General features: G+C 52.8%; 24 protein-coding genes, 1 tRNA gene and 5 pseudogenes. 13 read left to right on the forward strand and 17 right to left on the reverse strand.

All coding sequences use genetic code 11. From position 1 onward, the window contains the following. Window positions 1-222: 222 nt before the first annotated feature. The 3 genes from AO353_RS27080 to AO353_RS27090 all read right to left on the reverse strand — a co-directional run bounded on the left by AO353_RS27080 (window position 223) and on the right by AO353_RS27090 (window position 1270). Entirely contained in the window at window positions 223-501 is a 279-nt protein-coding gene (locus AO353_RS27080; protein WP_237142941.1) for a hypothetical protein, read from the reverse strand. Between the two features lie 97 nt (window positions 502-598). Further along, the gene (locus AO353_RS27085) at window positions 599-829 is read right to left on the reverse strand and encodes a hypothetical protein (RefSeq protein WP_054597742.1); all 231 of its coding nucleotides are present in this window, start codon (window positions 827-829) and stop codon (window positions 599-601) included. Between the two features lie 198 nt (window positions 830-1027). Beyond that, window positions 1028-1270: a DUF1652 domain-containing protein gene (locus AO353_RS27090; RefSeq protein ID WP_054597743.1), complete on the reverse strand. Its 243-nt coding sequence runs from the start codon at window positions 1268-1270 to the stop codon at window positions 1028-1030. 245 nt (window positions 1271-1515) lie between these two features. On the opposite strand from AO353_RS27090, the gene AO353_RS27095 reads away from it, so the two are divergent. Beyond that, entirely contained in the window at window positions 1516-2268 is a 753-nt protein-coding gene (locus tag AO353_RS27095; RefSeq protein ID WP_054597744.1) for a carbonic anhydrase, read from the forward strand. Window positions 2269-2796: 528 nt separating this feature from the next. On the opposite strand, the gene AO353_RS27100 is transcribed toward AO353_RS27095, so the two are convergent. From AO353_RS27100 to AO353_RS27115, 4 genes are all read right to left on the reverse strand, one after another. Continuing rightward, the gene (locus AO353_RS27100) at window positions 2797-3225 is read right to left on the reverse strand and encodes a hypothetical protein (protein ID WP_054597745.1); all 429 of its coding nucleotides are present in this window, start codon (window positions 3223-3225) and stop codon (window positions 2797-2799) included. 162 nt (window positions 3226-3387) lie between these two features. Then, on the reverse strand, window positions 3388-6015 hold the full coding sequence (locus AO353_RS27105) for an EAL domain-containing protein (protein WP_371917652.1): 2628 nt from the start codon (window positions 6013-6015) through the stop codon (window positions 3388-3390). Between the two features lie 230 nt (window positions 6016-6245). Next, window positions 6246-6644: a DUF5329 domain-containing protein gene (locus AO353_RS27110; RefSeq protein ID WP_054598359.1), complete on the reverse strand. Its 399-nt coding sequence runs from the start codon at window positions 6642-6644 to the stop codon at window positions 6246-6248. 413 nt (window positions 6645-7057) lie between these two features. Next, a complete protein-coding gene (locus AO353_RS27115; protein ID WP_054597747.1) occupies window positions 7058-7300 on the reverse strand; it encodes a hypothetical protein in 243 nt (80 codons plus the stop codon). 271 nt (window positions 7301-7571) lie between these two features. Between AO353_RS27115 and AO353_RS27120 the strand changes: the two genes are divergently transcribed. Further along, on the forward strand, window positions 7572-8009 hold the full coding sequence (locus tag AO353_RS27120; RefSeq protein WP_054597748.1) for a glycine zipper domain-containing protein: 438 nt from the start codon (window positions 7572-7574) through the stop codon (window positions 8007-8009). 163 nt (window positions 8010-8172) lie between these two features. On the opposite strand, the gene AO353_RS31255 is transcribed toward AO353_RS27120, so the two are convergent. Beyond that, complete coding sequence (locus tag AO353_RS31255; protein WP_158246536.1) at window positions 8173-8325, reverse strand: hypothetical protein; 153 nt, start codon at window positions 8323-8325, stop codon at window positions 8173-8175. Between the two features lie 115 nt (window positions 8326-8440). Next, window positions 8441-8644, reverse strand: a complete 204-nt coding sequence (locus AO353_RS27125) for a hypothetical protein (protein ID WP_054597749.1) — start codon at window positions 8642-8644, stop codon at window positions 8441-8443. An 878-nt stretch (window positions 8645-9522) separates the two neighbouring features. On the opposite strand from AO353_RS27125, the gene AO353_RS27135 reads away from it, so the two are divergent. Further along, window positions 9523-9744, forward strand: a complete 222-nt coding sequence (locus AO353_RS27135) for a hypothetical protein (RefSeq protein WP_054597751.1) — start codon at window positions 9523-9525, stop codon at window positions 9742-9744. 215 nt (window positions 9745-9959) lie between these two features. Here the strand turns inward: AO353_RS27135 and AO353_RS27140 are convergent, their stop codons facing one another. Beyond that, window positions 9960-10172: a DUF7681 family protein gene (locus tag AO353_RS27140; RefSeq protein ID WP_054597752.1), complete on the reverse strand. Its 213-nt coding sequence runs from the start codon at window positions 10170-10172 to the stop codon at window positions 9960-9962. Window positions 10173-10234: 62 nt separating this feature from the next. On the opposite strand from AO353_RS27140, the gene AO353_RS27145 reads away from it, so the two are divergent. The 3 genes and pseudogenes from AO353_RS27145 to AO353_RS32290 all read left to right on the forward strand — a co-directional run. Continuing rightward, window positions 10235-10852, forward strand: coding sequence for a hypothetical protein (locus tag AO353_RS27145; RefSeq protein ID WP_054597753.1), 618 nt, complete (start codon window positions 10235-10237; stop codon window positions 10850-10852). Window positions 10853-11435: 583 nt separating this feature from the next. Next, window positions 11436-11929 (forward strand): annotated as a pseudogene (locus AO353_RS31760) (tyrosine-type recombinase/integrase); the annotation flags it as partial. 425 nt (window positions 11930-12354) lie between these two features. After that, window positions 12355-12465, forward strand: a pseudogene (locus AO353_RS32290) (DUF2280 domain-containing protein); the annotation flags it as partial. Here AO353_RS32290 and AO353_RS27155 read toward each other — a convergent pair. Next, a pseudogene (locus tag AO353_RS27155) lies at window positions 12462-12866 on the reverse strand (putative metallopeptidase); the annotation flags it as partial. The pseudogenes AO353_RS32290 and AO353_RS27155 sit on opposite strands and share 4 nt — an antisense overlap. 116 nt (window positions 12867-12982) lie before the next feature. On the opposite strand from AO353_RS27155, the gene AO353_RS31770 reads away from it, so the two are divergent. Both AO353_RS31770 and AO353_RS27165 read left to right on the forward strand, forming a co-directional pair. Further along, window positions 12983-13237, forward strand: a complete 255-nt coding sequence (locus AO353_RS31770) for a hypothetical protein (protein WP_054597755.1) — start codon at window positions 12983-12985, stop codon at window positions 13235-13237. 55 nt (window positions 13238-13292) lie between these two features. Then, entirely contained in the window at window positions 13293-13577 is a 285-nt protein-coding gene (locus AO353_RS27165) for a hypothetical protein (protein ID WP_173860026.1), read from the forward strand. 43 nt (window positions 13578-13620) lie between these two features. Here AO353_RS27165 and AO353_RS27170 read toward each other — a convergent pair whose 3' ends face one another. The 3 genes and pseudogenes from AO353_RS27170 to AO353_RS27180 form a co-directional block, all read right to left on the reverse strand. Then, a complete protein-coding gene (locus AO353_RS27170; RefSeq protein ID WP_102667331.1) occupies window positions 13621-14172 on the reverse strand; it encodes a hypothetical protein in 552 nt (183 codons plus the stop codon). A gap of 174 nt (window positions 14173-14346) precedes the next feature. Next, window positions 14347-14568: pseudogene (locus AO353_RS27175) on the reverse strand (hypothetical protein); the annotation flags it as partial. A gap of 2 nt (window positions 14569-14570) precedes the next feature. Beyond that, window positions 14571-14885, reverse strand: a complete 315-nt coding sequence (locus AO353_RS27180; RefSeq protein WP_054597758.1) for a hypothetical protein — start codon at window positions 14883-14885, stop codon at window positions 14571-14573. A gap of 124 nt (window positions 14886-15009) precedes the next feature. Between AO353_RS27180 and AO353_RS27185 the strand changes: the two genes are divergently transcribed. Both AO353_RS27185 and AO353_RS27190 read left to right on the forward strand, forming a co-directional pair. Next, window positions 15010-15348 carry a hypothetical protein gene (locus tag AO353_RS27185; protein WP_054597759.1) on the forward strand — a complete coding sequence of 113 codons (339 nt, stop codon included), beginning with the start codon at window positions 15010-15012 and terminating at the stop codon, window positions 15346-15348. Between the two features lie 151 nt (window positions 15349-15499). Next, the gene (locus tag AO353_RS27190; protein ID WP_054597760.1) at window positions 15500-15721 is read left to right on the forward strand and encodes a hypothetical protein; all 222 of its coding nucleotides are present in this window, start codon (window positions 15500-15502) and stop codon (window positions 15719-15721) included. 103 nt (window positions 15722-15824) lie between these two features. Here AO353_RS27190 and AO353_RS31775 read toward each other — a convergent pair whose 3' ends face one another. Then, entirely contained in the window at window positions 15825-15986 is a 162-nt protein-coding gene (locus AO353_RS31775; protein ID WP_237143015.1) for a hypothetical protein, read from the reverse strand. Between the two features lie 13 nt (window positions 15987-15999). Here AO353_RS31775 and AO353_RS27195 point away from each other — a divergent pair. Beyond that, window positions 16000-16480, forward strand: a pseudogene (locus AO353_RS27195) (tyrosine-type recombinase/integrase); the annotation flags it as partial. Window positions 16481-16561: 81 nt separating this feature from the next. On the opposite strand, the gene AO353_RS27200 reads toward AO353_RS27195, so the two are convergent. Beyond that, window positions 16562-16648 (reverse strand) — tRNA-Leu (locus tag AO353_RS27200). 418 nt (window positions 16649-17066) lie between these two features. Here AO353_RS27200 and AO353_RS27205 point away from each other — a divergent pair. Then, window positions 17067-17441: a hypothetical protein gene (locus tag AO353_RS27205; RefSeq protein WP_054597761.1), complete on the forward strand. Its 375-nt coding sequence runs from the start codon at window positions 17067-17069 to the stop codon at window positions 17439-17441. 89 nt (window positions 17442-17530) lie between these two features. Here the strand turns inward: AO353_RS27205 and AO353_RS27210 are convergent, their stop codons facing one another. After that, window positions 17531-18691: a hypothetical protein gene (locus AO353_RS27210; RefSeq protein WP_054597762.1), complete on the reverse strand. Its 1161-nt coding sequence runs from the start codon at window positions 18689-18691 to the stop codon at window positions 17531-17533. 413 nt (window positions 18692-19104) lie between these two features. On the opposite strand from AO353_RS27210, the gene AO353_RS27215 reads away from it, so the two are divergent. After that, complete coding sequence (locus AO353_RS27215; protein WP_054597763.1) at window positions 19105-19320, forward strand: hypothetical protein; 216 nt, start codon at window positions 19105-19107, stop codon at window positions 19318-19320. Window positions 19321-19360: the final 40 nt, after the last annotated feature.

Below are 19360 nucleotides of genomic sequence, written 5' to 3' on the forward strand. Positions count from 1 at the left end.
AGGCCTCGGCAAAAGTAATCTATGGAGACTCATTGGAGAGCCTGTCGACGAATGGACAATATTGAGGACGAAAAAAAGCCCGCATGCGGGCGGGCTTGAAGGGGATATCACAAAGGAGTCAGATCAATCTAGGCCGGTCAGGGTGAAGACTTCGTGAAAGGGTTGTCATGGTTACGGAAATATCACCGCCGCCTACGCATGCCAGCGCCTTATCAACGCCCCTCACACTCTCTCACTGTGTCTTTTTCGTCTCGCCCCTTTACTCCATTTTTTACTTACCGACTTGCGAATGGGTTCAAGAAGAAAGAACAGTACATAGCCCGAGAGGACGAGCGCGAGATCGATCCATGATTCAGCAATGGGGCCTACGAAGTATTCAATGCAGTATTTAGCAACGAACAGCAACGCAATGCCGCCAAGCACCATCAATATGAGCACTGCAAAATCTGAAAGCCTTTCCTTCAACTGGGTATATCTCCTGACTCTGTGCGGCAACCTCATGTGAGACGCCTGGAAATCTCCATTGCTCCGGGAAATCTGCAATGCTGCCGCAGAGCCATACTGGCAGTCCTGAGCAAGCTGTATTGGCGACCCGCGCTTATTCAAGGTGAATTCGATGAGACTTCACTTCACTTGCGTAGAGGGCCAGCCGTTCTTCGGCGGTCTCCAACACCTGACACGTCTTCAGCAATGACTGGGCATCGACCTCATTACCGGTCTGTCTCAGCCGCTCGGCAATGGCTTTGAGCTCCACCGCCGACCATCGCAAATCAGACGCAAGGTTCTGGAAGTCGCTGCGCAGTTCGTGCTCGGGTTTGTTGAGTAACATGGCAATTCCCTCCGCGTCACGGCATCTCTCGATGCGACGCTCTGAAAATCGTTTCCACTGCAAAAGACTTGATAACCCTCTTGTGCACTGGATGCAACTCCCAGATTTGGCACCTCGCTTGCGCGGCGAATCAAGCCTGCCGCCAGATCATTCGGTACAAGTCCAATCGTCGGACTGCGGCTTGACCTGATCGTTGTCTCAGCCTGCGAACGCTCTACGCCCGGCTTTCAACTCAGTACGCAGCTCACCGATAAAATTGGCGATCTCACGGACGCTGGACAGCGTCGATGTCGACACGCCAGTGATCAGCAGTGCAACACGTCCGGATTCGGGATCGACAATCGTGACCCTCAACGATCCGTCGGGATTCACCGTGCAGGTGCACGAGAGTGGATAGAAACCGGACTCCACAATCTGGCAAAGCTGAAGAAGAGGAAACATGGCATTCCGTCCATGGGGAGATAGTGTGCGGGAGTGTTACCTAACCTTTACAGGTTAGCCGACCCCGGCAAAAGCGAACGGATTAAGCTCAAAGTGTTAGGTATTTCGCACTTTGTAATCGTGCGCCCCCCCTGAAACGAGCCCCGGCAAACCATCTAGACTCCAACGCAGAAGTGCTGAAGGTTCCCGCAAGTATTAGCCCTTGATAGCGAGCCACTCCCATCCAAATACCGAGTACACAAATCATGTGTGAATCTTGTGATTCAAGCTCCGCGCCGGAGGCAGACGGACGGCGTCGTTTTCTCCGGCTTGCAGGACTAGGCGCCAGCGCCCTGCTGCTTGCCGGTGTGCTGCCCGACAGCATCGCCCAGGCCGCCGAGAAAAAGACCCCGCCTCCAAAACCACAAAATGCGATCAGCCCCGACAAGGCCCTTCAACGACTGATAAACGGTAACAAGCGATATATCAACGGCACCTCAAAGACGCACGACTTCAAGGCCGAGCGTGAAGCCTTGGTCACCGGCCAGAACCCGTTCGTAGCAGTATTGAGTTGTGCTGATTCGCGCATTGCCCCCGAGTACGCGTTCGACACGGCCCGTGGCGACGTTTTCGCGGTGCGTGTCGCGGGCAACTTCGTCACGGAGGAAGGCCTGGCAAGCCTGGAATACTCGGTCCTGGTGCTCGGCGCACCACTGATTCTGGTGCTGGGGCATGAAGACTGCGGCGCACTCAATGCCGGCATCAAGGCAACAAAGGACAATGCGGTTTTCCCCGGTCAAATCCAGAAACTGACTGACGCACTGAGGCCCTCTATCGAGAAGGTACTCAAGGATCCGGGAAATCTGCTCGAGAATGCGACCGTGCAAAACGTCAAAGACACGGTAAACAACCTCAAGAAAGCCTCACCTGTGCTGACTGAAGCGCTGAGCAAGGGCACATTGAAAGTTGTCGGGGGCATCTATCGCCTGGCCAGCGGCAAAGTGGATCTGATTGCCTGATGGCGCACGATGCATCTCACCCGACGGTGAGATGCATCGCTTGTATTCGCTGGCGAGCGCCACTTAGAGGGGCCTGGCTTTATCGTGCAGTGTTTCCAGCTCGCTCTCGACCGCGCTTTGAACATCCTTCCACTTTTTCGGATTATCTGGCAGGAGCTCGTCGCGGTCCTGCCGAGCTTCACCTGAGCGGCTTGGCTCAGCTGGTTTTTTAATACGTGGTGCTTGCGGATCGGTCCTCATGGCTCACCTCTCGTACGCCCTGCAGTCGATACGTATTAGAAGTTTAGAAACGCCCCATGTTCAAAACCAGTACCAACCAGCGGCAAATTTCAGGCAAAAAAAAGCCCAAGCAGCTGATGGACGCTTGGGGCTTAAAAATGCGTAAACCGTGGTAGGTGAACACGGACGCGATAATAGCTCACCACTCGAGATGTAACAAGATATTTACATCCTCTTTCCACACAAAAAATCACCTAAGTCCTTAAATAACCACACTTTTTTAAAGGTCGAAGCTCGTACGTCGCTACTTCAGCGAGAGCTTGGCGCTATTGAAATGCCCTCGCTCGCATCACCGTAAATTCGAAAATGCCTGACCTCTCCGGCATCCATGGTCGTTACGACCTCGCGCAAGGAAATACCTATCGAGCACAGGCCGTTACCCTTCAGGTCTTCTCCTGCGCCAACAAAGACTTCCCCGGGCTTGGTGAAAAACCTTGCTCCTTCACCAGGTCCCACTCGCGCAACAAAATCACCGTTCACATAAACACCGATGTAGCAGGCCGAACCCAGCAAACCGCCATCACGCGTCACAAAAATCGTTCCGCTGTTTCCCTCGATAGGTTGCTGAAACGCAAAAACCCGATCACTTGGAACCCGAGCGGCTTTTTCTGCTGGAACTGGAGAAGTCATGCACCCTGAAATGAATAAGAAGACTGCAACCCCTATCAAAATCCGCATGTTGAGCCCTCGTAAATCCAGGCCAAGGCTTTATCACCAGCGAGTGAACAGGATAGGTCCCGGGATCGGGATCCCATGGCTGAATGCATGACAAAGAGTATAGATGTCAGGGATGAGGACCTGATCGACGGCCGTGGCTGGCCAGGGTAATTTCTACGCCGTTTATCGCCCGCTCGGGCTGCTCAGCATCCATTGCATGAACGCACCGGAAGACAATGGGACAGAGAAGAAATATCCCTGCCCGACCTCATAACCCTGCGTTCTGAGAATGTCACGCTGGGCAGCGTGCTCAATGCCTTCAGCGACAACATGCAAGGAAAGCCCCTTGCCAATACCGATGACAGACTCGCTTAATGCGCGGCAGGAAGCATCGTGCTCCAGGTCATCCACAAAACTCTTGTCCAGTTTCAGCTCACTGATCGGCAACCGCCGCAAGTACCCCAGGCTGGAATAACCCGTGCCAAAGTCATCGATCGCCAGACGCACACCCAAGGCATGCAGGTCCTGGATGGTTTGCTCTGAACCAGGGCTGTTGCAAAGCAATACGCCTTCCGTCACCTCCACGCACAAATCGGCAGGCTGCAATTCATATCGCTGCAACTGCTCGGCGATCAGCCCTACCAGATTCAGATTGTGAAAGTTGATCGGTGACAGATTGATCGACATGGACGGGACCATGAGTCCTTGCTGGCGCCACTGCGCCAATTGCCCGCAGGCCTCTTGCAACACCCATTGGCTCAACTCATTGATTAACCCGCACTCCTCGGCCAAGGGGATGAATCGCATTGGCGAGATACTGCCCAGTGTTGGGTGTTCCCAGCGTGCCAGCGCCTCTACGCCAACAAGACGCCCGTTCCTCAGATCGACTTGTGGCTGATAAACCAGGTGAAGAGCATTGTCAGCCAGGGTCACACGCAGCGCCGTCTCAAGTATCAAACGTTCCTGAGCGATCTTGTTCATCTCTTCGAGAAAAAAACTGAAGCTGCCACGGCCGGTACGTTTGGCCTGGTACATCGCAATATCGGCGCAATGCAGCAGGCTTTCCATATCCTGCCCGTCAACTGGAAACATGCTTATACCGATACTGGCCGACAGGACCACGGAGGTGCCGGCTATATTGGCCGCAATACTCAGGGTCATCTTCAACCGCTCGAGAAAGGTCGTGACCTGCGTGGCATTCATCCTTGGAAGCACCAGAACGAACTCATCGCCGGATAACCGTCCGACGATGTCCGCTTCCCGGAGCACACTGCGTAGCCGTTGCGCGATAACTTGCAGCAACTCGTCGCCCGAAGCATGCCCCAGTGCATCATTGACCTGCTTGAAGCGGTCCAGGTCGATAAACAGTACCGCCAGCCCGGTTTGCTCTTGAGCAACTTCGGCAATGGCCCGATCCGCCTGTGCCAGCAAAAAACTGCGATTGGGCAAGCCGGTCAATGCATCATAAAACGCCATTCTTCGAATCGATTCACGCGCCTCTTCCCGCTCGAGCGCCAACATGCACAGGTGCGTTCCCGCCGTCACCAGGTGTGCATGCAAGGTATCGGGACCGCGACATTCCCTGAAATAGAGTGCAAAGGTGGCAGCAATCCGGCCTGCGCCGTTGCGCACGGGAATAGACCAGCACGCTCGCAAACCAGCCTTCTCGGCCAGAGACTTGTAATCCGCCCAGAGCGGATCGTGATTGATATCCGTCACCAGTACCGGCTCGCCCCTGTAGGCCGCCGTCCCGCAAGACCCGGCAACAGGACCTATCGGTAACCCCTCGATCGCTCTCGAGTAATCGGTCGGCAAACCAGGACTGGCCAGCGGGTGCAGAAATCCTTCCGGGTCCACGCTCAGGATCGAAACGATGACTTCTGGCGCGATGCGTTCGATCTCCTGACACATCAGGGTCAATACGCTTTCCAAAGACTGCTCTTTCAAAAGAGCCCCTATCACCTTGTCCTGTAACACCTCGTGCAGCTTTGACCGGGTGATGTCAGTCAGCACTATGACAATGTTGTCGACCTTCCCTTGAGCATCGAACACGGGGGTCGACGAAATATGCACCCACAACCGTTGACCATTACGCTTGCTGATCAGTGCACTCGCTTCACTGGGCTCACCACGCAGGACTCTTTCCAGCACTGCTTGCGCACGCGTTTCGGCCTGAATATCGGAGACAAAGAACATCAAAGGCGACCGCCCGATGACCTCTTCACGGGAATACCCGAGCAGTCGAATGAGCCCATCATTGACATAGATGAGACGCGCATCGGCGTCGACAATACAGGTGGCAGAACTGGTGATATTGACCGACATCGACAGCAATCGGTGTTCGATATCTTTCATGCGCGTCTGCGTCACATCCTTGAGGAAGGCCGCATAAAGGATTCGGCCCTGCAAGGTGATTTTCGAGATCGACATCGCGCCCCAACGCGCCTCACCATCCTTGCGCGTGATATGGATATCCCGGCTAGCGCCCACGATCTTGTTGACCCCGGTCTCCCGGTTTGCGCCGACATAACCGTCATGGTGGGGGCGTATGGCGTGAGGAACCAATCTATTGACATTGCTTCCCAGTATTTCTACACGGGAACACCCCCAAAACTGTTCGGCAGCCGCATTGAAAAACACCACGTTGTTCTGGTCATCAATGACCACCACGGCATCGACAGCCTGCTCCAGTGTTTGCACGAAAAAGTCTTCTGCCTCTTCACCGCTCGCCAGTCTGACTCTCGTGTCCATAATCGCCACTTTGCCAATGCCACCACGGCCCGCCATCCCTGGCTGCGTGTGAGGCGTCATAAGAACCTTCAGACCAGGAAGGGGCCTACCATCGGAGCAACGCGCACTACTGTTTCTAAATCGAAGGGCGGGATTTATTCACTCTAGTCGCACCCATACGTCACTGCGCCCGTGGCTTGAAATCACAGGATAGCCTCGAAGTGACTGACCGACCGATCCAGTCCACCCGTACGACGCCCGAAAACGAGAAAGCCCAGCATCAGGCTGGGCTTTCTTGATTTCAGATCGACTCAATGAAGCTGACGCTGCCTCTGTAGCTCGGTCTTCAGCCAGAGACTTGCAGGTTGTACGCCTGCAGGGCATCGCACTTCATAGAGGCTGCCACTCATGCTGCTTTTAGTGGCCGCCAGATCGATGAAGTCTTCTGTACTGCTGATCATGTTCTTGCCTTCGAGATAGTTCAGCTTTTTCTCCAGATGCGCCCGAGCCTGGGAGCCCGGATATTCGCTTCCGTTACGCACAAACCGACACTCACTGTGTTCGACAAAATCCAGCAAGCTCTTTATCTCTTGAGCGGCTTGTGGCGTGGTTTGAGCCTGGGCATTGGTCATCATTACGATCAGACCAATACCCGCCGCCATCAGCCACTGGCTGACGGGGCGAACCGTCCTTGCTGTCAGAGTCTGCATGACCTTTCCTCGTCCCGACCAGACCTCAAGCATCAGTCGTCTCTGTCGTCATGATCACGTTTGTGGTAACGACCTTCGCCCTGATCGTTGTCACGACGCTCGTATCCACGGTCATCATGGCGATCATAACGACGGTGATACTCTCGACCACGGTCGTGATCTCGACCGTACCCGTCTCCATCTTCCCAGTAAGGCCAGCAGCCTCCCAGCAGGAGAGAGCTTGAAATGGCCAGGATCATTATCGCTGTGCGCTTCATATGAACATCCTAAAAGCAAGGGTCAGTGCTACGGAGAAGGAATGTCGCTATCCGCCAGTTTAGTCTGGAGAGCGTTCAACCATAGTTACGACCATGAAGCGGATCAATGATTCACTAGTGAGAGACGACACATTAAGAAAGCAGATCCGGTGATCATCAAGTCTTATTGATTTCAGGGGCGTTACCGGTGCGTCTCGCGATTTCGATCCCCCAGTCCAGCGCGTCTTCCATGTCCAGCAGATGCGGTTTTGGGTCGCGATCCTCAAAGAGGACCGTGCCGTCAGGCTGGTAAACACCGATGAACATCTGCAACGAGCCGTCCCTCAAAATCTTGGCCTTGACCTCGATCTTGCGTCCGTTCGAAAGCGTTTCCGAGTGGATCATATGGCGCTCAGTCATTGCTGCATCCCTCTGGTGGTTGATAGTCGAGTACCCCGCACTAAAAAACCGCTCTGTGCGGGTTTTTTATTGCTCCTGTGTAAACCCTCGACGACGTGCCATTATCGCAGGTCGAACTTTGGCTTTGCCGCGTCCTCTACAGTTGTAGTGCTCCATCTTGAATGAAGTGACGAGAGCAGCTTGGCGATAGGAAACAAGTACGCACGTTTCAAAATGCTCAATAGTCAAAATAGCAGTCTGAACACAAAAACTATTTATTGAGGTGCACAGCATGCGAATCACACTGCTTACCCTTGCTCTAGGTGCCCTGATCACACAAGGAGCAATGGCCGCTGGAGATGGCACCACAGCCGTTGGCGGAGGCCTTGGCGGCGCACTGGGCAACATAGTTGGTCAGCAAATGGGCGGAAGCACCGGTGCAGCGATCGGCGCGGGTGTAGGAGGAGCTGCAGGCAGCGCTGTCGCTGCGCCGAGGGGCAACAAAACCAACGCAGCGATCGGCGGTGGGCTCGGGTCGGCGGGTGGTTCGGTGATTGGTCATCAGTTGGGTGGCTCAACCGGTTCCACCATTGGCGCAGGTCTTGGCGGTGCCGCGGGCGGCGCACTCGGCAATAACCTGTCCGACGATAATCGCAATCGTGGCTCAGAGGGCAGAGGTTACAACGGTAAACACCATCATAAATACAAGAATAAGTACAAACACGATTAAACGGTTGAGTTGACGTGCACGTTCAAGCCCGATCTCGTGTCGGGCTTTTCCCTTCACCGGATTCGCTCCAACCACCGCTATTGGCTATAAGACGCCCTCCTCCCGGCAGTCGATTGAACTGCCGGGCTCGAGACGAATCTATCCTGGCTCTGCTACTTCGAACTCATGCACGGCGATACTCTTGTGCCTGATGATAGTCACCGTAGTAACGCCCACGATCATGTCCGCGACGGTCATGGTCATGCCAATACGGCCAGCAACCACCCAGTAACAACGCCGCTGACACCACAAAAATCAAAGCAGTTGTGCGTTTCATTTGATCTTCTCCGGGCAGGCCCGTGCCTGACGTTATAGTCGTTTGATGTCCTCACATTGAGGAGGTTCAAAACGCCCGATTGCCGAAGACCCCGCGCCACTGAAATCGAAACCTGTCACTCATCCGCCTTGAAGTCCCCGAACTCGTGGGGCAGCTCCATCCAGGCATCAAGAGATGCGATCTGCCGCGCTACAGCCGCATCCCATTCCGCGCCTATAGCCCTGTTCTCACGCATCATCTTATGAACAGCGACCGTAGCTTCTTCATATTCATGATGAACCTCTAACGCTTTCGCCAAAAACTCTTCTTGCCGGTTCATAGGGGGGGGCTCCAAGGACAGGTAAGAAGTATTGACCTGCAACCACTGGTGCGCCAATCGGCAAGGAGTCGTACATCGGATGTGTCTGTCGGCCCCGCCGAGCCGGCGAAAAGTTTTTTTGGGTGAGAGGGTCAAGCAGCCGAAAAGAAGAGGGATCAATGAGCCCAATGCACTGGTGCGCGAGCAGTTGGCCAAAGTCGCAGCTACTTTTCCCTGTATCGGCAATCAGACTCATTGATCATTGCCCAGCTCAATGTTGGGCGATTTCCATTTAGCCAAATGGAGATGCATGAGCACGCCGACAGCGTGCTATGCACTATTTTTTTAACAAAGCAGCTTCGGCACGTCTAATAACCTTTTGCCCCGCCCTTATAGGCTCAGGAAATATCCCCACGCCCGCCGGTTGTCACCGAATTTAAAGCTGACTTTTACGTAGGTCCATCCGGACCGGACTCGACACTGCCAGCCATCGGCTACCGGTACATGGGTTATAAGAACGCAGATGGAAGTCTCAACGCTCATGCGCAGAAGACCATCGACACCCAGGAAGCCCTGGTTTTGACAAATTCGATACTGGATACGCTGCGACAAAAGCTTTTCAGGTTCGAGCACCTAAACACGTTACTGCAGCCGATCCGTCTCCAGCGTGGAGTGATGGCCGTCTGCGCTTGAAGTTCGACACGTTGCAGCTCTACAAGGACGGAACGCCGAACGTTACTGTTCCGCACGAGTTAGGTGGCACCGGCCCGAATTTGAAGCCTTTCACCAAGGCCTACCCCGAGTACGGTACCGGTGGTTCAAGGCAACTTATTCCAAAAACCGGGCGATCCCACTTACATTAAAGTGGATGAAGTCACTATGTTGCCGGAGAAATAAAAGTGCTGACCAACCAGCAGGCCCGCTTATCGCTCAAGGAATTGATTCATAAATACCTGAAAGGCAAAGATCCTGAGCACGATCGCCTGATCGAGATAGTTGAGAATCCTTCGCGCCAAGTGCCCATCAGAGGAGTACTTGAGCACATTAGAAAATTCAACAATGTGCAATTTACGCAACCAGAACTGGACCTGATCGACGAGCTTTTATACGCGTATGGGTAAGTCGATCTGTCATTAATAATCCTCCTGCGCGCACAATTCACATGGCCTCTTTGAGTGTGTGCCGAACTTTTTACCTTGGGCCACACTTTCATTGATTCGACCTTGAACAAGAGAGAAATAAGCCGCCGATCATATCAGGAGCAAAACTCAACTGTAATCGATGAGCACAGCACCGTTCAGCGGTAGAGCGTGACGGAGCCGTGTAACGTTACCCCTCAACTGAACGGATCGGCAGGCTTCGCGATCGAATGCACGAACCACCTGAAGCCCTGTTGCAAGTTGGTCTTGGCCAGAGCCAACAGCCGCGGATCAACACCTTCAATCAGGCCGATCTGCTTGAACAACTCGCCGGCGTCAGCTTCAAGCGCCTTGATGGCGTTCATCCCGTCGATTTCAGATTGAGTCAGGTTAAGGGAGGCGAAGGCCAGAAGACATTCGCGGAACGATTGGCGATACTGTTACGCCATCATCCATGAAAAGGAATTCGCTTATGAAGCGTATTTTTGCACTTTCGCTTCTCACACTCTCCCTCACCGCTTGCGATAAACCGGCAGAAAATACCAGCCAGACAAATCAGGTGTCCGCGCAGTGCTCCAAGGATACCGATTGCAAAGGCGACCGCATCTGTGAGAGTGGCCAGTGCACTAGCCCGAACACACAAATAAGTCTCACAGCTAATCCAAAACCTCCTGTGAATTTAACCCCACCAGCACCCAGCATCGCTTATCAGCCAATACTGATCTCGGGTGAAAAAATTGGCCCATTTACCATCAGCGGCCATGAAATCAACTACCAGTCTCGCGCTGGCGTCATGGATATCATGGAGCAAGTGATCGACGAGCCCGAGTACGCTACCTATGTTGGGATCGAAAAAGCCTACGCATTTGGCCCCAATAAATTCGTATTAGTCATCTCTACAGGCGAAGGCGGCAACAGCTGTCCTGCCACGACCTACGCCGTGAGCTTCGATACCCAAACAGAATCTGTCGACGGCAAGACATCAATTGACGGCTGCTCGGAAACAGTTGACTCACTGGCTGATGGGAACAAGCTCATCATTAAGAAAGAGGGTGCATCCACCGAGGTGTACAACGGTTTAGTCAAATAAAGACGAAACCCAAATGAAAAACCCGGCACAGTGGCCGGGACACTCAGCAGGACGCCGAATCGGGCCTGCTGGTTGTGCACGGCACGCAAGATCCTGGAAACGCCAGAGCGATACATTGCCGACGGCATGAAAGTCCGCCAGGCTTTGCTTTTCTTCGGCAGATCGAAGGCTGACGATGCCGGAATATCGGCATCGGTCACTTTAAGATGGGCAGCTCACTCCCCTCTGAATCGAGACTCCTCCCACAGATGGACCAACCCACCCTCACCTATTGCTTGATCTCTCAACGATCAGCTGATGAATTGATGCCTCGGGCTGGGAAATAGACGGCACTTGGCCGGACCTGGATTGAATCACCAGGTACTGCTGTGTGCGGGCCGTATGAAAAACCCGATTCGCCTTCTCCATTTCTTCAAGTAGCTGTCGGTTCACAGAATAACGTCCGCAAGCAGGGCATTTGAACTCATAAAAGTTGCCTACTGGAAAAGCTTTATCGGAGCTCCCACTACATACAACACAGACAGCAATGCTCATAACCACCTCCTTGCGAATGACCATTCAACTGTAGCTGATCCCTGATTGTGAAAAGGCACTGCTCAGCGCAATTTGGAACTACGCCAGGGACAAGGGTTACACATCCCTGGCCAACCCCTGCGCTGGCATCAAGGGCAATAAAGAGACGGGGCGGGACACATACGTCGAGGATGAGCTCTTCAAGCGTGTGCACAACAAGGCTGATGCCGGCCTGCAAGACGCCATGGACTTGGCTTATCTGACCGGTCAGCGGGTGACCGACACGCGACTGATGAACGAACGGGATGTCCGCGACGGCCAAATTTGGTGCTTCAGGGAAAAACAAAGACCAAGCGACGAATTGAGGTGACCGGTGTGCTGAAGGTTTTGATTGATCGAATCATGTCCCGAAAAACAGAACACAAGGTCCGCTCGACGCAGCTGATCGTTACAGAGGATGGCACACCCATGCAGGCGAGAGGTCAACTTGGGCATACGACCGTGGTTATGACAGAGCAATACATCCGAAATCGCCTAGGCAAGAAAGTCACTCCTACCAAGTAAATTGCGGACCAACTCCAAAATAGCGGACCAGAAACAAACAAGGGTTTGCATCAGCTTTCGCCCGCAAACCCTTGATATATATGGTGCCCGAAGCCGGAATCGAACCGGCACGCCCTTACGAGCGGGGGATTTTAAGTCCGCGTATTTTTTCTTTAAAATCAATAAGATGAGTGGCTTTCCGCACCGCAAATAGAGAAAAACACTCAGCTTGCAGGCCTTTAAATCCAATACCTCAAAAGTAATTGCGGTGCAGAATTTGCGCCATCTACAGCCCCTTCCTCCGGCGTTCTGCCGACCGAACACAATCACACACTCCTGCACCACCACGACTGTGCATACAGACATCCGTCGACCTCTTCCAGACCGCTCATCGTAAAAGCGTTCGTGGCCATGCCGGACATGAACGCATCGATCAGCGCGGGCATCCTACCAAGCGGTCCGGCGTCAACCTGGCAAAGAAATGGGTGACCCTGTTCCACGACACCCGCAAGCGCTTCCGTGAAGAGACGGCCGAGATCCCGATCGCCAACAGGGCGATGTGGTAGAGCTCATGCTCGATCAGCGCGCAGAAGTCGGCGTCGGAACACTGGGCGCAGTAATCGGCAGCCAGGGTGGTGATGAAGGCCGGCACGTCGCCGAACCAATCGCGCATCTGTTGCTCCATCCGGGCTTTCTGCCAATCACCAGCGCGGAACGCTACCTGCTCAGCCTGGCCCAGAACTGTCCGGCCCTGCTTCTCAAAGCTGGAGGACGCCCACATGATCCGGATGCCTGCATCCAGTAGGTGGGCATGATCTTCGTTGTGAATGCTGCCGGTGCCGGAGAGGATCTCGGCTTGGAGCCACTCCCACACCTCAGGGGCGGGTGTTAGGCGAATGCCGAAATCGCTCAGTTCGGACAGCTCAAGCAATGATGACGGCGGCACTGGTCTGTTCACGCGCTCTCCCCGGAGACTCTTTACCGCTGATACTCAAAACGATGACGCCGGTCTCTTGAGGCGTCTTATAGCGTCGGGCACACTTCCACTGACTCATTTAAAAAAGGAATTTACGGATGCCATTCTCACCGGAAGAAAGAACCGCTTTGCTCGCCCTCAAGGGCGTAGGACCAACCGTCATTACTCGGCTTGAGCAGATGGGTATCGAATCGTTCGCCGAGCTCCGAAAATCGGATATTGGTGACATCCTGGTTCAAGCATCCGCGGCATTAGGTTCGACTTGCTGGAAGAACAGTCCTCAAGCCAGAGCAGCAATCACCGCGGCCGTCGAGCTTGCAAGGGACTCAGCAGAGCATAGCCCCACCCGATAGGCGCGTTCGATTGCCTCCCAGTCGGGTTGCTTGGTTGTCATAGGTGTTCTCGGTAATGCTAAAGCAGGACTTGAAATGGTGGCGTGTTGCCAGTATTGGTAAGGATCAACTCAATCGCAAGGAAGGCATCATGTTTGAAAACTTTAAAAACCTTCGAGGCAACACATCTTTTGGGGCTGGCAGCCCGGCCGATGCTCGGGAGCTTGCGGTGTCAGCAGCCTTGACACTGATTCAGGCCAAGGTCTCAAACGCTCCTGCGGCAGGAGGTCAGCTTCAGTGGGAGATGGGAAACCTATCTATATATGCTGATCAGATTCAAGCCGCACTAGAAGTAAAGTGAGGCCAGGTGCCGCACTCATCTGCGGCACATTCCTTGTCTCCACTCACTCACTCGGAACAGGGCATGCGGCGAGCAACACCACTGCGTTCCGATAAATACTATCGCCAGTTTTTTGCCCATCCAGTTTTGCAGCCGACGTTGCTATGGCTTTAGCCACAAGCTCCCTATTTGTCGAATAAGAAGCTGTTCCGAGCGGCCCTTTCTCAGCTGTCCCAAGTGTCGTACTAGCAACGCCCGCAACTCCAGCGCTTATTCCTGGCCACAATCCCCCGGTTCCCGCCGCGGCAAGCATGCCCCCTACAACACCGAAAACACCGCCAACCACGCCTACTCCAAGTTTCGCGGCTTCAGCCGTCTTCGCTCGGCTTTCATAGAAATTGTGTACTGTCCGGCAATGTGCAGCAGCGGTTTGATAGTCGAGAAGCGCAGCAACGCTCTGGTGCTGAGCATCTAAATTCTTCGAGACCGCTTCCGGATAATTTGAAAGATTGGGTACATTCTGAGGAAGCGGAGCTAATACAGCGTCAGGCTTGGCCTCAACAATACCTGCACAAGCATTCAAAAGCAGCGCGATTGAAATGATCCTTATCACCATGCCCACTTCCTTCCATGTGGAAATTTTAGAGAGCATAGACCAAGTGATGGCACTTTCACTCTACTTCTCTTCCTTGATGGTCAGCATTCGAACCTGGCCGCCAGTCCCGGACTCACGCCTCTTGACCATCCCGACAGTCTCGCCAGCAGATAAGCCCATATCCATAGCGGTCAGCGCATAAGCCACCACTCCAGCATGGATCATCACGGTGAACGGGCTCACGTAGTGCCCATGAATCGCTGCGGCAAAATCGCCAAACGCACCGATGGCGACCAGGTAGAACGAGATACTGAGCATCGGTTGCTCAATCGGGCGCACACGACGTAAGTAGTCGACTACCGCAACAACCACCAGCACACACAGGAATGCGTCAATACCTCCCAAGATAGGACTCATGATCAGGCACTCCCGGCTACGCCGAACTTTCCAGCCAGCGCTTTCATGCCGGGGATGATGTTCATCGCCAGCAGGCCAATCAGAAAGGCAACGCCGTACTGGATCGCCACGTCGGCCGGCAGCGCGAAGTAATGCAAGGCAAGCGGCGTGGTGAAAACAGAAGACGCAAAACCAGTGAAGAACGCGCTTGCGGCCTGCTTCCTGGTCAGTCCCTGCAAGAAGGTCAGCGACAGAAGGGCTCCAGCGAAGCCCGCGATAAACGCGCCATACTTCACAAGCAGCATGCCACCGACTGTGGTGCTCGCTGGTTCAGCCATTTGATACTCCAGATACGAAAAAGCCTCGGCGAGTGCCGAGGCCTAGAGTGAGTGCGCATTTGAAGCGCGCGAGGTATAACACCGGCCGAAAATTAGCTGAACAACCGGAACACAAGGATTGAAAATGAAGAGAGGCAGAATTTGCTCAGCACTAATCGCAACGACCTTTCTCTTCTTGCAGGGATGCGAGAGCAAGGAAGATCACGTTTTCCAGATCGTAAGATGCGGTGCGGCAGGCGCCATTGATGGCTACTCCGATCCGTCATTGGCAACGAGAACGGGCCAAGCGATAGCGCAATACAAACAAGAGCATGGATTGAAAATGAGTTTTGCGGAGTTAACCGTTCTTACAGACAAAGCACAAAAAGAAATAATGGGCGTCCCAGGATCCCCATTGCAGGACTGGGTTGATCGAGCAAAAAAAATCACAGAGTCGGAGTTTTGCAAAAAGAACTTCGGCTAACGTCGCTCTATCCGGCTATCGACGTCCAGGCCTTCCCAAAGGCTGTCCTGGCTACAGGTAAAATCGAGGTACAAAAAATCCTGTGCTCAGTGGAACTTGAACTAAATTGGACTTTCTCATCGCCGATCAGGCGCCAAACAAGGAGCGTGTAATGCCAAGAACATTCGAAATCAGCTACACCAAAGACGGAAAGAGAAAGACCTTCATTGAGCAGGTCGACCATTTCTATGAGAACGATGAGTGGCGATTGGTCGCACAGCGATTTCATATCCCTATCAGGGATCAGCACAGAGAAGATAAAGCGCCGCAAACTCACAAGACGATGTGCATTGCGGCGGGTTACACCGACGTGGCGTTCATCGAGCAGCCATAACGCAAAAAACCGGCTCTATGGCCGGGTTCTTTATTTGTGTGCGTTTCGCGTTACTTGTGCACTATGGGAAAAGCACGCACAAAACCCCACCATGTCAATATTTTTATGCTGCCTCATCATCATTTTCCGAGTGAATCACCTGCCAAACAGGCTTTAGCGCCTGAATATCCACTTCAGCAATGACCTCCTTCAGTGATTCCCATAGCTCGAGCCAGTCTCTGTTCCAGTGCTTCGGTTCAATCGACACGCCGAAGAAGGTCTTCATCTCAGCAGCCAAGCACGCCGATCAGCCGCTCAAAGATGCCCTGGACCTATTTTATCTGACAGGGCAACGAATCGCCGATACGTTGAGAATGGACGAACGAGATATCCGCGACGATAGACTGGCGGTGCAGCAAGGGAAAAACCCGAGCAAAAAGGCGGATTGAGATTGTTGGAGAGTTGAAGGTTGTGATTGACCGAATTCTTGCCAGAAAGGCCAGTCATAAGATCCGCACCAGCAAACTAATTGTTATGGATAACGGCCAACCTATGACCACCAGCATGTTGCGAGGGAGGTTTGATGCGGCGCGAGAAGCGGCGGGAGTTGAAAAGGCCGACTTCCAGATGCGTGACTTGCGAGCAAAAGCTGGCACTGATAAGGCAGAGTCGAGCGGAGATATCCGGCAAGCACGGGATCAGCTTGGTCATACGACTGTTGTTATGACTGAAAACTACATCCGTAAACGCATAGGCAAAAAGGTCACGCCAACCAAGTGAATTGCGGAGCGGGTTATTATTTTGCGGAGCGGAATTGATAAGGGCCTGCATGAGGTATCTCACGCAAGCCCTTGATATTCATGGTGCCCGAAGCCGGAATCGAACCGGCACGTCCTTACGAACGGGGGATTTTAAGTCCCATGCGTCTACCAGTTTCGCCATTCGGGCGGTAGCGCGGTGAAGCCTTCAAGAACAATCGAATGAACGATTACTCTTTTGGTGCGGTGCAGCAGGGGAAGAAATATATACACCCCTTCCCCTCTAAGCAAGTTCGCTGACGTCAAATTCAAGACAAAATCTTGCCGTCTACTGCAAATAAAAAAGCTCCGTAAATCAGTGATCTACGGAGCTATTTATAGTGGAGGCCGAGGTCGGAATCGAACCGGCGTAGGCGGATTTGCAATCCACCCACAAAGCTAAGTAGATCAATAGGTTAGCATGACATGCGTTCCGCAAGCTACTGATTTTTAAAGGCCTGCAACCCAAGCGGGCTATAGGGGTGTCTCTTGGTTGCGGAACTGTTTTTCTCCCACATACTACAGTTCGTCGCCTCACACTGGCCCGACCTTTACGCCTCGATTACTGTATGTATGAACAGTACATACAAGGCATCACCGTGGACTCCTTCGACATCGAAGACACCAGCGACTGGCTCGGATGCCCAACCGAGCTTGAAACCTGCCGCCACTACTTGCACCTGCTGGAAAACGAAGTCCAGGAACTGAACCTGCAGCTTCGAACAGCTCGTGAAAATATTTTCGGCCTGGTGCAGATGTACACCGACGCCTCTGCGCAGCGTGATGAAGCAATGAAAAACCTTCGGGAAAGGTCCGGACAGCTGGCTACAGTTCGAAAGCAACTGTACGACCTCGACATCTCAGCAAGAGCCCACAAGCGCGAGGCCGACCAGCTTCGCGGAATACTGGGCGGCCTCATAGATCGCCCGAAAACGATCGTTTAAGCTCAGGATTCAGATTGAGGCCCCAGCTAACCTCCGGTGGTCTGGGTTACCTTTGATCGTGTCACGTATTCCCATGAACGAGAGTATGTTTAACCTAACCCATAAATCGTATCTTCAATAATGCTGAGACTTATCGTTGGTACTTGTGGGCTACTGCCCTTCTTTGACGCCACAAACAAACACTTAAGAAAGTTCAGTTTCTCGCTTGCCGGTAAGATAGCGAATATTCTTTCCACCTCCGCACCCCACATCTTAATTCTATTCGACTTAAAATACACAACATATGGTGAGAAAGTATACCAATGCAAATTCGTATTAAATACCGCCCCAGCAGTTTTATCCATGGCACCGAAGACTATGTACTGGATCGCACAGAAGGTGCAACAAAACTTATCAATATATACATTCATGAAGGTACGCTTTCCTGCATCAAGCTGACTCTCAAGATGCCGAATCTCAGCATGTACAAGTGAATCTCTTCCTGAATAATTACTTTTTTTCAGTTTGAACTTCTCAGCTAAGGCTCCTGAGCCATCGAGAAAATTAACTGCAAAGCTTCCATCTTCAGTCTTAGCTAAACAGTTAGTAAATAGTAATGTTCGGTCACCACTACTCGTTGAATATGCAGTCTCTGAGGAGATTTTCTTGACTTCAAGATCACCGGAGCGGAACTTTGCGTTGGAAACAGCAGGAGCTATTGCGTTAGTGATGAATTGATACGCATGCAATGACAGCTGATTTACCACATCATCTCTCGAAAGAGTCGAGTCGATTTTTCTATGCCCTCCTTGGAAAGGATCGTAGCCGAATCCATCGCGAAACCCCTTGCATGTCATGGCAAGTGTAGCTTGTGTTTTCAGCGGCAAGGCTGGACCTCGCAGCAACATTATCTCAAGAACGGGATGAATATTTGGATTGTTGCCAATCAGATCTAAGACCACCTGAGGCTCAAAGATTCCATCTTTATGTAGCTTGTAAAGACCAGTCGCATATTGTACCAGCTCGGATCCTGGTTCAAAATCGCCAATTATGTCACCGTCAGCGCGCTCGGGGTACGTCCAGTAGGTTTGCATGACCCACTGATCAAAGAAGCTAAAACTTTCAAATGGTTTATTTGAGTGCATGTTGAAAATTGATTGGATGACTGCATCCTGAAGGGCTCTAAAGTTATCAGGATCTTCAAAAACCTCAGGCGCGGGACACGCATGGAATATACAAATGACCCATTTCCTTTTGGCTTCAGTAAGCATAGCAAGCATCCTCCCTTGGTTCTTGCCCAGTACAGCCTGTCGGTTAGCGTAGTACATAGCAGCTAACGCGACCTGACACACCGGCGTTGTACAAGCACCAACAGGACAGGCCACCACCTCTGCCCACGATCCTCACCAAGAGCCCCCGCCCCCCTTTCTGATAAACTTTCGACCTTTCCTTGGCCTCACCGCTCAGATATCCAATGTTCCAATCACCGTCCAACACGTCTCCCGGAGCTTCAGTGTGGCCCCAATGATGGATTGGGCGTAGCCCTCCCCCTGCGCCCCAGCCAGACGGGCCAATCCACTGCAACCTCTTCACTTTGTAGCAATTTCTAAGCAAGCTGCAATTACTGCCTGACACGGCACTGCCGGTACTATGCTTGTATTTTTTCTCGAAAGGAGTCGACGTCATGCTTGGTGATTATTCACTGTCGGATGTACTGGAAAGGCTGTACGAAAACCAGGAGGCTCTGCAGGCGGCCATTATGGAGTTGACCCTCCTGGTTGAGGAACAAGGGGCGCAGGAAGTGGGCGGAAATGTCCGTGGAGCATTGTGGACCATGGGTGAAAACGCCGGCCATATCAAACAAGGCTTGGCTCGTTTGAAGAAATTGGACATCGGTTAATCGATTTCACACCAAAGGCCAGTCGACAGTCATGTCGAGG

The sequence above is a fragment of the Pseudomonas fluorescens genome, from assembly GCF_001307155.1.
Classification (GTDB): Bacteria; Pseudomonadota; Gammaproteobacteria; order Pseudomonadales; family Pseudomonadaceae; genus Aquipseudomonas; species Aquipseudomonas helvetica.